General features: G+C 35.4%; 12 protein-coding genes. All 12 read left to right on the top strand.

Annotated elements, in window-relative coordinates; genetic code table 11:
• Positions 1–20 precede the first annotated feature (20 nt).
• Positions 21–1,481 carry a UDP-N-acetylmuramoyl-L-alanyl-D-glutamate--2,6-diaminopimelate ligase gene (locus K0R77_RS04885; protein ID WP_300349257.1) on the top strand — a complete coding sequence of 487 codons (1,461 nt, stop codon included), beginning with the start codon at positions 21–23 and terminating at the stop codon, positions 1,479–1,481.
• Between the two features lie 18 nt (positions 1,482–1,499).
• Positions 1,500–2,741 (top strand): phospho-N-acetylmuramoyl-pentapeptide-transferase, encoded by a 1,242-nt coding sequence (gene mraY, locus K0R77_RS04880; RefSeq protein ID WP_300349255.1) that lies wholly within the window; start codon positions 1,500–1,502, stop codon positions 2,739–2,741.
• A gap of 55 nt (positions 2,742–2,796) precedes the next feature.
• Entirely contained in the window at positions 2,797–4,131 is a 1,335-nt protein-coding gene (gene murD / locus K0R77_RS04875) for a UDP-N-acetylmuramoyl-L-alanine--D-glutamate ligase (protein ID WP_300349253.1), read from the top strand.
• Positions 4,132–4,156: 25 nt separating this feature from the next.
• Entirely contained in the window at positions 4,157–5,395 is a 1,239-nt protein-coding gene (locus tag K0R77_RS04870) for an FtsW/RodA/SpoVE family cell cycle protein (RefSeq protein WP_300349251.1), read from the top strand.
• Between the two features lie 85 nt (positions 5,396–5,480).
• Positions 5,481–6,641 carry an undecaprenyldiphospho-muramoylpentapeptide beta-N-acetylglucosaminyltransferase gene (murG, locus tag K0R77_RS04865; protein ID WP_300349249.1) on the top strand — a complete coding sequence of 387 codons (1,161 nt, stop codon included), beginning with the start codon at positions 5,481–5,483 and terminating at the stop codon, positions 6,639–6,641.
• Complete coding sequence (locus tag K0R77_RS04860) at positions 6,641–7,288, top strand: hypothetical protein (protein ID WP_300349247.1); 648 nt, start codon at positions 6,641–6,643, stop codon at positions 7,286–7,288. The genes murG and K0R77_RS04860 overlap by 1 nt, the downstream gene beginning before the upstream one ends.
• A 17-nt stretch (positions 7,289–7,305) precedes the next feature.
• Entirely contained in the window at positions 7,306–8,664 is a 1,359-nt protein-coding gene (murC, locus tag K0R77_RS04855) for a UDP-N-acetylmuramate--L-alanine ligase (protein WP_300349244.1), read from the top strand.
• A 197-nt stretch (positions 8,665–8,861) separates the two neighbouring features.
• The gene (locus K0R77_RS04850) at positions 8,862–9,221 is read left to right on the top strand and encodes a GxxExxY protein (RefSeq protein ID WP_300350433.1); all 360 of its coding nucleotides are present in this window, start codon (positions 8,862–8,864) and stop codon (positions 9,219–9,221) included.
• Between the two features lie 83 nt (positions 9,222–9,304).
• On the top strand, positions 9,305–10,276 hold the full coding sequence (locus K0R77_RS04845; protein ID WP_300349241.1) for a cell division protein FtsQ: 972 nt from the start codon (positions 9,305–9,307) through the stop codon (positions 10,274–10,276).
• A 56-nt stretch (positions 10,277–10,332) separates the two neighbouring features.
• Positions 10,333–11,718: a cell division protein FtsA gene (gene ftsA, locus K0R77_RS04840; RefSeq protein ID WP_300349237.1), complete on the top strand. Its 1,386-nt coding sequence runs from the start codon at positions 10,333–10,335 to the stop codon at positions 11,716–11,718.
• Between the two features lie 84 nt (positions 11,719–11,802).
• Positions 11,803–13,713 carry a cell division protein FtsZ gene (gene ftsZ, locus K0R77_RS04835; RefSeq protein WP_300349234.1) on the top strand — a complete coding sequence of 637 codons (1,911 nt, stop codon included), beginning with the start codon at positions 11,803–11,805 and terminating at the stop codon, positions 13,711–13,713.
• A 54-nt stretch (positions 13,714–13,767) separates the two neighbouring features.
• Positions 13,768–14,214, top strand: coding sequence for a GatB/YqeY domain-containing protein (locus tag K0R77_RS04830; RefSeq protein WP_300349231.1), 447 nt, complete (start codon positions 13,768–13,770; stop codon positions 14,212–14,214).
• Positions 14,215–14,306: the final 92 nt, after the last annotated feature.

Here is a 14,306-nt window from a genome sequence, read left to right as displayed (position 1 = left end):
AAAGATAAAGCATCAAAAAAATGCAATTAGTTGAATTATTAAACAGAATTCCAGTATTAGAAATTCACGGTGAAAACGACCGTGAAGTTTCCGAGTTGGTTTTTGACAGCAGAAAGGTTTCTGAAAACTCTCTTTACATTGCGTTGAGAGGAACGGTTGTGGATGGACATTCATTTATTGCAGCTGCTATTGAAAAAGGTGCAAAAACTATTGTTTGCGAAGAACTTCCTGAAAATTTAGATGAAAATATTACTTACATTAAAGTAAAAGACGCATCAAAAACTTTAGGCCATTTAGCTTCCAACTTTTACGGGAATCCTTCAGAAAAATTAAAGCTGATCGGCGTTACCGGAACCAACGGAAAAACTTCTGTTTCGACTTTGCTGTTTGATGTGTTTAAAAATTTAGGCTATGATTCAGCTTTATTGTCAACAGTAGAAATAAGAATTGGAGAAAAAATTATTCCGGCAACACACACGACTCCGGATGTAATTACCATTAATAAAATTCTGGCTCAGGCTGTTGAAGAAGGCTGCGAATTTGCTTTTATGGAAGTAAGCTCTCATGGAATTGCTCAAAACAGAATTGAAGGTCTTACTTTCAAAATTGCCGGCTTTACCAATCTTACCCACGACCATTTAGATTATCATAAAACATTTGATGAATATTTAAAAATCAAGAAAAGATTTTTTGATGAATTAAATGAAAATGCAATTGCCATCACCAATGTTGATGATAAAAACGGAAACGTGATGCTTCAAAACACAAAGGCTGCAAAAAGGTCTTATGCTTTGAAAACGATGGCTGATTATCACGGAAGGACTTTGGAAGTTGATTTCAACGGAATGCTGTTAAATTTCAACGGTAAAGAATTCTGGACGACTCTAACAGGAAAATTCAATGTCTATAATTTGCTTTTAGTTTTCGGAATTGCTTCTGAATTAGGCTTTGAGCAGGGTGAAATTCTTCAGGCAATCAGCATTCTGAAAAGAGTTTCCGGAAGATTTGAAACCTTCAAATCGGATGGCGGAATCTTCTTCATCGTAGATTACGCACACACTCCGGATGCATTGGAAAATGTTTTAGACAGCATCAACGATATCAGAACAAAAAACGAAAGACTGATTACGGTTTTCGGTTGTGGAGGCGACAGAGATCACTCGAAAAGACCTGAAATGGGAAATATTGCTTCAAAGAAATCAACTTTGGCAATCATCACTTCAGACAACCCAAGAACTGAAGACCCAAATCAGATTATAAAAGAAATTGAAGCAGGCGTTGAACCTCAAAACTTCAGCAAATACACTTCAATTCCAGACAGAAGAGAAGCCATCAAAATGGCCATCAAATTCTCTGAACCAAAAGATATTGTTCTTGTAGCCGGAAAAGGCCACGAAAACTATCAGGAAATTAATGGTGTGAAACATCATTTTGATGACAAAGAAGTGATTAATGAGTTATGGCAATTAATGAGCAAATAAATTTTAAATAAAAGCATTATGCTATATTATCTATATGAATATCTAACGAGCCAAGGCATTCACATTCCGGGATTAGGAATGTTGAGGTACATTTCGTTCCGTGCAGGGATGGCAGTTTTGTTGTCTTTGACGATTGCTCTTATTTACGGAAAAAGCATCATCAACTATCTGAGAGGAAAACAGATGGGCGAGTTGGTTCGTGATCTTGGATTAGACGGACAAAAACAAAAAGAAGGAACGCCTACAATGGGAGGTTTTATCATTATTATTGCGACCTTAATTCCGGTTTTGCTGTTTACAAGAATTACCAATATTTATATTGTTCTTCTGATTGTGACTGTGGTTTGGATGGGAGCAATAGGCTTTTTAGATGATTATTTAAAGAAAATCAAGAAAAATAAAGACGGATTAAGCGGGAAATTCAAAATTGTAGGACAGGTTGGTTTAGGGTTAATCATCGGAGTAACAATGTATTTCCATCCCGATATTACAGTTAAAAGAAAGTATGCAGATACAAAAGTGGTCAATAGAAACAATGTAGAGCAAAACTTCATGCCTGCCGAGAAAATCACTGTTTCTACCGTTCCTTTTGCTAAAAATAATGAGTTTGATTACAGTGGAGTTTTATTTTGGATGAACGACGAAGATGCTCACGAATGGGCTTGGATTGTTTTCATTCCAATTGTGATTTTCATCGTAACAGCGGTTTCAAACGGAGCCAATATTACCGACGGAATTGATGGTCTTGCAGCCGGAACTAGTACAGTTATCTTACTGACTCTGGCATTTTTTACTTACGTTTCCGGGAACATCATCTTTGCAGATTATCTCAACATCATGTTCCTTCCAAATATGGGTGAAACCACAATTTTTGTCGTCGCCATGGTAGGAGCGGTCATCGGATTTTTCTGGTACAATACTTATCCGGCTCAGGTTTTCATGGGTGATACCGGAAGTTTAATGTTGGGTGGTGTGATTGCTGTTTTAGCGGTTATTTTAAGAAAAGAATTAATGATTCCTGTTCTTTGCGGAATCTTCCTGATAGAAAATGTCTCTGTAATGTTGCAGGTGGTTGTTTTCAAATACAGAAAAAGAAAATTCGGGTTAGAATATGCCCAGAACAATAGATTGTTTAAAATGTCGCCATTGCATCATCATTATCAGAAAGACGGTTTTCACGAAAGTAAAATTGTCAACAGAATGATCATCATCGGTGTAATGTTAGCGATTGTATGTCTCATTACATTGAAAATGAGATAAAATTAGCAGTAAGCGATAAGCGATTAGCTTAAGCCTAGTGCATAAAGCAAATTATATGAAAATAGTTGTTTTAGGAGGTGGAGAAAGCGGTTGTGGTGCTGCTTATTTGGCTAAAAAGAAAGGTTTGAAAGTGTTTCTTTCAGACAAAGGAGCCATTAAGGATAACTACAAGCAGTTTCTGACAGAAAATGAAATTGATTTTGAAGAAGGAAACCACGATGAAGAAAGAATCTTAGGCGCAGACTGGATCGTAAAAAGCCCTGGAATTCCGAAAAAGGCAGATATGATTCATAAAATTCACATGAAAGGAATCAGAATTTCTTCGGAAATAGAATTCGCTTCAGAATTTACAAATGCCAAGATCATTGCCATCACCGGGAGTAATGGGAAAACAACGACAACGTCTCTTATTTACTACATTCTGAAAAATGACGGCATGAATGTAGGTTTGGGCGGAAATATTGGATACAGCTTTGCAAAACAGGTTGCCGATGAAAACCATGAATATTATGTTTTGGAGGTAAGCTCTTTCCAGTTGGATGATATTCAGAACTTCAGACCGTATATTTCTTTGTTGTTGAATCTGTCGAAAGATCATTTGGATCAGTACAATTACAACTATGAAGAATATGCTTTGGCAAAATTCAGAATAGCTGAAAATCAGGAAAATGACAATTTCTTTATCTATAATAAAGATGACGAAATGAGCAAGAATATTCTCGAAAAATTTGAAATAAAAGCGAAAATGATTCCTTTTTCTACCAAAGAAAAACTGAGTGAAGGAGGTTTTATTGATGATGAGCAATTAATTGTAAAACTGAAAGATAAATTTTCAATGAAATTGGAAGAATTGTCTTTGATGGGAAATCACAACGTTGCCAACAGTTTAGCGGCATCAATTGCAGGTAAGATATTGGAAATCAATAATGAAAGTATCAGAAATTCATTAATGACGTTTCAGGCAGTTGAGCATAGACTGGAGTTTGTTTCTGAAATTGACGGAGTAAAATTCATCAACGACAGCAAGGCAACCAATGTGAATGCAACGTATTATGCTTTGGAAAGTATGAAAACGCCGACCGTTTGGATTGTTGGCGGGCAGGATAAAGGCAATGACTACTCAGAAATTGAGGATTTAGTTAAAAGAAAAGTAAAAGCAATTGTTTGCCTTGGAATTGACAATCAAAAAATTATAGATTTTTTTAAAGAGAAAAAAGAATTTATTTACGATACTTCGAGCATGGCAAAAGCGGTAGAGATTTCAAAATCTCTGGCAAAAAAAGGAGATACGGTTTTGCTGTCCCCATGTTGTGCAAGTTTTGATTTATTCAAAAGTTATGAAGACAGAGGGCGTCAGTTTAAAGAACAGGTTTTAAAAGTAAATAGCTAATAGCCAAAAGCTAAAAGCAAAAGATATGAACGAACAAGACACAGAAAGCAGATTTGAATTTCTAAAGGGCGATAAAGTGCTTTGGATGGTCATTCTTGTGATCTCCATTTTCTCTATTTTCCCTGTATATTCTGCAAGCTCAAATCTGGAATATATTGTTAATAACGGGACTACAACTGGTCACGTTATTAAGCATATGTTCTTTGTAGTCTTAGGTTTGGGAATAATGAGATTGGTAGGAACGGTAAAATATGAATACATCGGAAAACTCAGCAGTATTTTGCTCGGTTTAATGATTATCTTGTTGGTTGTCACTATGTTTACGGGACAGACTATCGACGGAGCGAGTGCTTCCCGATGGTTGAAAATTCCGGGAACACCGATTTCATTTCAACCTTCATCTTTTGCTTTTTTGATGTTGATTATTTATCTGTGCAGATATTTGACCAAGAAAATTACAAGAGAAAGGCTTCCGATTGAGAACATTATGTACATTTTCGGACCTATTTTACTGGTTTTTGTATTGGTGGCAAAAGATAATGGTTCTACAGCATTGATGATTTTAATGGTTTCTGTTGTGGTTTTAATTATCGGACAGCTTCACTGGAAATACATTGCAGGATTTATTTCGTCTTCATTTGTAGCGATAGTTTTGTTTTTAATCATTGCTTTAAATACCAATCTGATTGGTGGAAACCGTGTTCATACATGGATGAGCCGTATCGAAACATTTACATCAAGCAAAGCAAAAACTGCAGATGTAGATGATGAGAGCGTAAAGGCGAAAAACTATCAGGTAATGCAGGCAAAAGCCGCCATCGTTCACGGCGGAATTACCGGAATGGGACCAGGGAAAAGTGCTTTAAAGCAAATGCTTCCACAGTCGGCATCTGATTTTATTTTTGCAGTAATTGTAGAAGAATATGGCGTAATCGGCGCAACATTTCTGATCAGTATGTATCTCATTATGATTATCAGAATTGTAATGATAGCCAGCAAAATGCCTGCTTTTTTCGGATCGTTGCTCGTGCTCAGTCTCGGGGTGATGATTTTTATACAATTGGCGGTCAATATTGCAGTGGCAGTCAATCTGATTCCGGTAACTGGACAGCCATTACCATTGATAAGTTATGGTGGAACATCAATGTTAGTCACCTATTTACAGTTGGGAATTATTTTGAATATAAGTTCAAGAATACAGATTTACGATGAAGAAGGAATGGGAAAGAGACAAAATATTGAAGAAATAAATGACATAGCTTAAAGAGTCACAAAGGGACGATTTAACAAAGGATAGGATACAATCCTATCAAAAAAAATTAAAACGAATAAATTTTTGATTAAATAAAATGGACAGTCAATCAGCAAAAAGCCAAAACCCCAAAGCCATCCGCGTTTTATTATCCGGCGGCGGAACAGGAGGTCACATCTTCCCGGCGATTGCGATTGCGGATGAGATCAAGAAAAGATTTCCTGATGCAGAATTTTTGTTCATTGGTGCCAACGGAAAAATGGAAATGGAAAAAGTTCCACAGGCGGGATATAAAATCGAAGGAATTGACATCGCCGGAATAAATAGGGGAAATCTGCTTTCCAATTTAGGTCTGCCTTTCAAAATTTTGAAAAGTTTATCTAAATCAAAAAGAATCATTAAAAATTTCGCTCCTGATTTTGCGGTCGGAACAGGTGGTTTCGCAAGCGGACCTGCTTTATATGAAGCAAGCAAAATGGGAATTCCGATTTTTATTCAGGAGCAGAATGCACATGCAGGAGTGACGAATAAAATTTTAAGTAAAAAAGCAAAAGCAGTTTTTACAGCCTATCCGAAAGTAGAAGGTTTTCCGGCTGAAAAGATAAAGTTTTTGGGAAATCCGATTCGTGAAAATATCATTTCAGGAATGCAGGAAACCTCTCAGGCAAAAGAAAAAATGAGTTTAGATAAAAATAAGCTCACAATTTTATCAGTCGGTGGTTCTTTAGGATCAAGAACATTAAACAACGGCTGGAAAGAGAATTTAGATCAATTAGAACAAAAAGGGTATCAGTTAATCTGGCAAACCGGAAAACTGGAATATAAAGAGATAGTTGATAGTTGTCAGTTGTCAGTTGATGGAAGTTCCAACAACCAACAACCAGGAACTAACAGCCAAATCCAAATAAAAGAATTCATCAAAGACATGGAAACTGCGTATTCAGCAGCTGATGTGATTGTTTCAAGAGCGGGAGCGATTGCCATTTCAGAATTAGCAGTAGCACAGAAACCGGTTTTGTTGGTTCCGTTTCCATTTGCGGCGGAAGATCATCAAACGAAAAATGCGATGACTTTGGTTGAAAAAAAAGCAGCCAAAATGGTCAAAGATTCTGAAATGCAGGAAAAATTCTGGAATACATTATCAGAAATCTGCGAAAACGAAAGTATAAGAAAAGAAATGTCTGACAATCTGAAATATTTCGCTAAACCCAATGCGGCAAAAGAGATTGTGAATGAGATATTTAAAATAATTAAGTAATGATAAAAGGACTTTCAACGTATAGAAAATTCATTTATGAAGATGATGCTTTAGAATTAATGGAAATTCTGAAACAGAATCATATTACTTACGAATTGGCAAATAATTCATCTCAGTTAGATTCTAATTTTGGAGGTGATATCAATACAAAACAGTTTGAGCTAAAAATCCATAAGGAAGACTTTGAACTAGCTGAAAAATTAGAAGAAAAATTAGTTCATGATGCAATCGAAAATGTAGATGAAGAATATCACTTATTTGACTATTCTGATGAAGAATTAATGGAAATCGTGATGAAGAAAGAAGAGTGGAGCAAATTTGATTATTTGTTAGCTCAGAAAATTTTAAAAGAAAGAGGGAAGGAAGTAAATCCAGAACTTATTAATGTTATCAATAAACAAAGAGTAAAAGATCTTGCAACGCAAGAAACAAGTCCTACATGGCTGATAATTATTGGTTATGTAACTGCAATACTTGGTGGCTTTTTAGGGATATTTATAGGAGCTTATTTAATGTATTACAAAAAAGCTTTACCAAACGGTGACAGAATATATGGTTTTGATAGAAATGATAGAAGCCACGGTCAAAATATTTTAATTCTATCAGCGATTGCATTTTTTGTCTGGATGGGAATTAAACTTTTTTAGTTAATAATAATTTAGAAATGAACAATTTAGAAACATATCAAAATTTTTACTTCGTTGGAATCGGAGGTATCGGAATGAGTGCTTTGGCGCGTTACTTCCATGCTTCGGGCAAGAAAGTTTTGGGTTACGATAAAACCAACACCAAATTGACGACGGCTTTGATGAGTGAGGGAATTGATATTGTTTTTGAAGATATTATTGATGATAAAATCAATTCTCTTGAGAAAGAAAATACCTTAGTAATCTACACTCCGGCAATCAAAAAGCTTGGGATTTTAGATTATTTTAATGAAAATCAATTTAAAGTTTTAAAGCGTGCAAAAGTTTTAGGATTAATCACCGAAAATACAGATTGCATCGCAGTTGCAGGAACTCATGGAAAGACAACGACATCTACTTTAGTTTCGCATTTGTGCAAAGAAGCAGATTTGCCTTTTTCATGTTTTTTAGGCGGGATTTCTGAAAATTTTAAATCTAATTTTCTCTACAACGGAAATCAGTATTCTGTGGTGGAAGCTGATGAATACGATAGAAGTTTCCTTAACCTTTCTCCGGATTGGGCGGTGATTACTTCTACGGATGCTGATCATTTGGATATTTACGGAGATAAAAATACAATTGAAGAAGGTTTCAGACAATTTGCAGCCCTGGTTCCTGAAGATAAACAACTTTTTGTGAGAAAAGGTATTGAGATTGGAAGAGCGCATAAAACCTATGCTGTCAACGAAGAAGCTGATTATTACTCGGATAATCTTCGTATGGATTATGATAAAATCTACTTCGATTTTCATACTCCGATAGAGACTGTAAAAGATTTTGTCTGGGATGTCCCGGGAATTCACAATGTAGAAAATGCAACGGTTGCATTGGCAATTTTAAGCAATCTTGGAGTTCATTTTGAAACTTTAAAGAAAGCCATTGCCAATTTTAAAGGAATTAAAAGAAGATATACAAAACACATTTATCCGAGTGGTAAAATTTATATTGATGATTACGCCCATCATCCGACAGAAATCAATGCGGTGGTTGGCTCAATTAAAACTTTTTATCCGGATAAAAAGCTTTTGGTTGTTTTTCAGCCACATTTATTCAGTAGAACGAGAGATTTTGCGGATGGATTTGCTGAAAGTTTAAGCAATTCTGAAGAGTTGATTTTGCTCGATATTTATCCGGCAAGAGAACTTCAGGAAAATTTTGAAGGCATTACTTCAGATTGGTTATTGGAAAAAGTGAATTTAGATAAAAAAGAAGTTTCCGGTTTAGCTGAAGCTTTTAATAAAATTAAAGAGAAAGAGTTTGACATTTTGCTAACGGTTGGTGCAGGGAATATTGATACACTGTATGACCCGATTTGTGAATGGTTAAGAAAGAGTTAAATGAACACAGAGTGCGCAGAGATGTTTTTTTAATGCGAATGAGGATTCACAGAGCCGCTTCGCTTATAAAAGCAGAAATTTCTCTTACAAGTGAAGCGGCTTCGTGAAACAAATGAATGAGATGTTATAAAAATTTAGTGAACTTCTTGTTCAAAAAAAATTAAAACACACAAATGAATGAAAATGAAATATAGGCAATTGTAGTTGATGCAGGATTGAAAGTTCATAGAGCTTTAGGGTATGGTTTGTATGAAAAGGTTTATGAACAATGTCTTGAATATGAATTGAAAAATAGAGGATTACTGGTCGAAAGACAGAAGTTTCTTTCAATTCAATATGAAAATTTAAAAGTAGAAAATGCTTTTAAAATTGATTTATTAATTGAAAATAAGGTTGTTATAGAGATTAAAGCTCAGGAAGCGTTAGATAATTTTGATAATGCTCAATTATTAAATTATTTGAAATTAGGAAATTACAGATTGGGATTATTATTAAATTTTAATTCTAAACTTTTTAAGACCGGAATTCAAAGAGTAATAAACGGATATATAAAATAAAATGTAAGCTTATATAAGCGAAGCGGCTTTGTGAAACTTAAAAATAAAAAACCTTTGTGCACCCTGTGTTCAAAAAAAGATAAATGAAAAACAAATACAGAATTTTAAAAATTGCCATCACAGTGATCATTCTTGGGTTCCTGCTGAGTTTCTCGTTAAAGAAATTCAGTGGTCAGAAGATTACGGATGAGAAAATTTCTGTAAAAATGAATGAGAAAACTCCGGTGTACTTTATTGACGAAAAAGATATCAAGCAAATCGTCATCAAAGAAAATCCATCAGGGAAAGTAGGAGATTTAAATATTCCGGAACTGGAAAAGAAAATCAATGCACTTCCGGCGGTCGACAGCGCTAATGTTTATTTAAATTTAAATGGAAAATTGAATCTAGACATCAAACAGCGAGTTCCGGTTTTCAGGCTAAATTATAATGGGAAAGATTTTTATGTAGATGAAAAAGGTACCGAATTTCCAATTTCCAGAACCTATTCCCATCCATGTATGTTGGTAACAGGTGATGTAAAGAGAGACGAATATGAAAAGCTGGCAGAATTGGTTGATAAAATTGACAAAGACGATTTCAGCAAAAAATATTTCATCGGAATTTCAAAATATAAAGACAGTTATAATCTTCTCACGAGTGAAGGAAATTATAAAGTTGAGATTGGAGATTTAGATAATATTGAATTAAAAGTAAAAGGTTTTAAAACGTTTGTTGAGAAATATCTTGTGTTTCAAGACCCACAGAAGTACAGTATGGTTTCTGTAAAATATCAGAATCAGATTGTAACGACTTTGAATCCTTATTTTAAAGAAAATGACAGTATTTTAAAAGCGGGGCATAAAGATTTAGCAAAAACTCCTGTTGTAGTGGCTCCTGTTAAAAAAGCAGAAGTCAATTTGAAACCAACAGTGAAAAAGGTTAATTCATCTTCTTTAAAACCAAAAGAATCGACTAAGCCAAAAGTTGTCGTCAAACCAAAGGAGAAAAAGAAAACTCCCGAAAAGAAATCGGCAGTAAAGCCAAATACGAAAGCAAAGGTGAAAATAGAGTAAAATAGGTGGAATCCTATTAATTTAAATAAGTAATTAAATCAAATCGATATAAAACAATGGAAAATCAAGAGTATTCAGTAGGTCTTGACATCGGGACAACCAAGATTGTCGCCATTGTCGGAAGGAGGAATGCACACGGGAAAATAGAAATTCTCGGTGTTGGTAAGGCCAAAAGTCTTGGAGTTCATAAGGGTATTGTGAATAATATTTCACAAACTATCAACTCCATCAAAGCCGCTGTTGCAGAAGCACAGTCGAGCGCAGGAGTTCCGATTCATAAGGTAACTGTAGGTATTGCGGGTAAACACATTCGTTCACTGCAGCATTCAGATTACATTATGCGTGAGAATCCGGACAGATTCATCACAGATGATGACATCGAAGCATTGAAAGATCAGGTGAAAAAGCTGGTCATGTTACCGGGCGAGGAAATTATCCACGTTCTTCCGCAGGAATATAAGGTTGATTCTGAAGGAGAAATTCAGGAGCCTGTCGGAATGCACGGAAAACGTCTGGAAGCCAATTTCCATGTTGTCGTAGGACAAATGGGAAGCATTAGAAACATCGCAAGATGCGTAAGAGAAGCAGGTTTGGAGATGGAAGCGCTTACTTTGGAGCCTTTAGCATCTTCTGAAGCTGTTTTAACTAAAGAAGAAAAAGAAGCAGGAGTAGCAATCGTAGACATCGGTGGTGGAACTACGGATATTGCTATTTTTAAAGATAATATAATCCGTCATACTTGCGTCATCCCTTACGGAGGCGGAATTATTACGGAAGACATCAAAGAAGGTTGTTCAATTATAGAAAAGCACGCCGAGCAATTAAAGGTTAAGTTTGGTTCTGCGGTTCCTGAGCTGGAAAAAGACAGCACATTTGTAACGATTCCGGGACTTCACGGAAGACCGGATAAAGAAATTTCATTAAAAACTTTAGCACAGATTATCAATGCAAGAGTGGAGGAAATTTTGGAAATGGTCAACACAGAATTAAAAGCTTACGGAGCATTTGAACAGAAGAAAAAACTGATTGCAGGAATAGTTCTGACAGGTGGTGGTTCAAATTTGAAACATCTTCGTCAATTGGCAAATTATACGACGGGATTCGATAGTAGAATTGGTTTCGCAAATGAATATATTGCAAACGATAAAAACCAGTATCTTAAAGGACCGGAATTTGCAACGTCTATCGGTTTGCTGATGGAAAGTTTGAAGATCAGAGATAAAAAAACGGTTGCTGTAGAAGAAGTTGAAATCGAGATTGAAACAAAAGCTGAACAAACTGAGCAGCAAATAGTTTCTACAATGGAATCTCAAACTCAAATGTCTCAACAGTCTGTGCAGGAATATGAAACTCCGGCTCAGCAGCAACAGAGAAAAGTAAGATTGACTTTCGGACAGTCTCTGATGGAAAAAGTAAAAAAATTCTTTGAAGAAGTAGAATAATTAATAGAAGTGATGAATGATAAGCGATGAATGATTTTTCTCATCAACTATCATAGTCGTTTATCAAACATAAAAAAATAGAGTATGGAAAATATAGGTACACAAGGATTTTCATTTGATTTACCAAAAGGAAATTCCTCGATCATCAAAGTAATCGGTGTTGGTGGCGGTGGAAACAACGCACTAAAGCACATGTACGAAAAGGGTATTCACGGGGTAGATTTCGTGATTTGCAATACCGATGCGCAGACTTTAGATAACAATCCGGTTTCAAATAAAGTTCAGTTGGGAGTTACCATCACTGAAGGACTTGGAGCGGGTGCAGATCCTGAAGTTGGAGAAAAAGCAGCTATTGAAAGCATCGAAGACATCAAAGCTTCAATGGGACAAAACACCAAAATGGTTTTTATCACCGCAGGAATGGGTGGTGGAACAGGAACTGGTGCAGCTCCCGTTATTGCTAAAGTTGCCAAAGATATGGGAATTCTTACTGTAGGTATTGTTACTGTTCCTTTCAGTTTTGAAGGGAAAAGAAGATTGGAACAGGCAGAATTGGGTCTTGAAAAATTAAGAAATAATGTTGATTCATTAATTGTAATCAATAACGATAAATTGAGACAACAGTTTGGAAATCTTGGGTTCAAACAAGGATTCTCAAAAGCCGATGAAGTTTTAACTAATGCTGCAAAAGGAATGGCAGAAGTTATCACAGGTTACTTTGATGTAAACATTGACTTTAGAGATGCCAAATCTGTACTTCAGAATTCAGGTACGGCTTTGATGTCTACAGGAATGGCTTCAGGTGAAAACAAGGCTGAAGAAGCTGTAAGAAAAGCTTTAGATTCTCCATTATTGAACGACAATAAAATTACAGGCGCAAGAAATGTATTGTTATTGATCAGAAGTGGTGTAGAAGAAGCTACAATGGATGAGATCGGAATCATCATGGATTATATCCAGAAAGAAGCTGGTCATACAGCAGACATTATTTTTGGAGTTGGTGCTGATGAGGAATTAGGTGATGCGGTAAGCGTTTTGGTAATTGCTACTGGTTTTTCAAATGACAATCAAAAATTTGCAGGACCAACTGAGAAAATCAGAATTGGTTTAAATGATGCTTTAGAAGCTCCAAAAACTTCGCCTTTTAAAACAAGAGACGAGAGAGAAGTAGCTCCAGAGCAAGGTTACGATTTCGGAGGTAAAAACCTTTTCAGACTGGATGATGAAGATCAGGCAACGCCACAATTTAAAGTGACGTCTACTGAAAAAAAAATGATTATTGAGGATGAAGATGTAAAAACTGAAATAAAATTCTCTGATAGAGAGGAAGATACATTAGAAAGCCCAATTCAGAGCTGGAGAAACGAAGATTTAGGTCAGGAAGAAAATGTCAATTTGTTTTCTTTTGATGACGATCCTAATGATCTGGAAATTCAGTCTTTTTCTTTTGATTTCGAAAATAAAAAAGAAGAAACAAAACAAAGTTCTTTCAGCAATAATTATTCGGATGAAAAAGCGGTTGAATTTAATTTTACAGTTAACGAACCGATTGTTGAGCCTAAATATGATTTTGAACAGCCAAAAAATGAGATTGAAACTTCTTCAGTGATTGAGATGAAGATAGAAGAAACAACTCACAAGGTTGAAACATTTTATCAAACTCCTGAGCAACCGAAAGTAGAAGAAAATCCTGTTGTTGAAAGAAGAGTAGAAGTAGAAACTACGAGACACACAGAATCTGAATTTACTTTTGTCAACAAACCTGCAGATCAGGAAAGAGCAACAGAAAGAAGAAACAAGCTAAAAGAATTCAACTCGCGCTATCAGAATTTTGATCATGTGAATGAATTTGAATCTGTACCTGCATTCAAGAGAAAAAATATCTCGATTGACGGTTCCAATGCTTCAGACCAAAATATAAACACTTATTTGTCTGACAACAACGGAAACATGCAGATCAGAGAAAACAGATTTTTAAATAAAGATGTAGATTAAATTGCGATTTGCTGTTAGCTTTTAGCCAATAGCAAATTGCCAAAAGCATAAAGTATGAGTTTAGAACTTACCATAAGCGAAGCTATAAAAACGGCGATGCGAGCAAAAGATAGAGTTGCTTTAGACTCTTTGCGTGCTGTGAAATCACAGATATTATTGCTAAAAACAGAAGCTTTAGGAGCTGAAGTTTCTCCTGAACAGGAAATTGCAATTTTGCAAAGAATGATCAAACAGCGTAAAGATTCTTACGAGCAATTTACTGCACAAGGGAGAAATGATTTGGCAGAAGTAGAAGAGGCTCAGATGAAAGTCATTGAGAAGTTTTTACCTGCACAATTATCTTCTGAAGAATTAGAAGTTGAAATAAAGCAGATTATTTCCGAAACGGGTGCTGAATCTATTAAAGATTTAGGAAAAGTAATGGGAATTGCTTCAAAAAATTTAGCCGGAAAATCTGACGGAAAAAGTATTTCTGAGATGGCTAAGAAGCTACTTTCATAAATTATGATTGATAAGAAATAGATAATGATCATTTTTATCAACTAACAATTATTTACAACGGATATTCAACCTTTGCATATCGATTTGATTAA

The sequence above is a fragment of the Chryseobacterium sp. genome, assembly GCF_029240215.1.
Taxonomy (GTDB): Bacteria; Bacteroidota; Bacteroidia; order Flavobacteriales; family Weeksellaceae; genus Chryseobacterium.
Note: the sequence above shows the minus strand (reverse complement) of the source record. Positions and strands in the feature narration are given on the sequence as shown.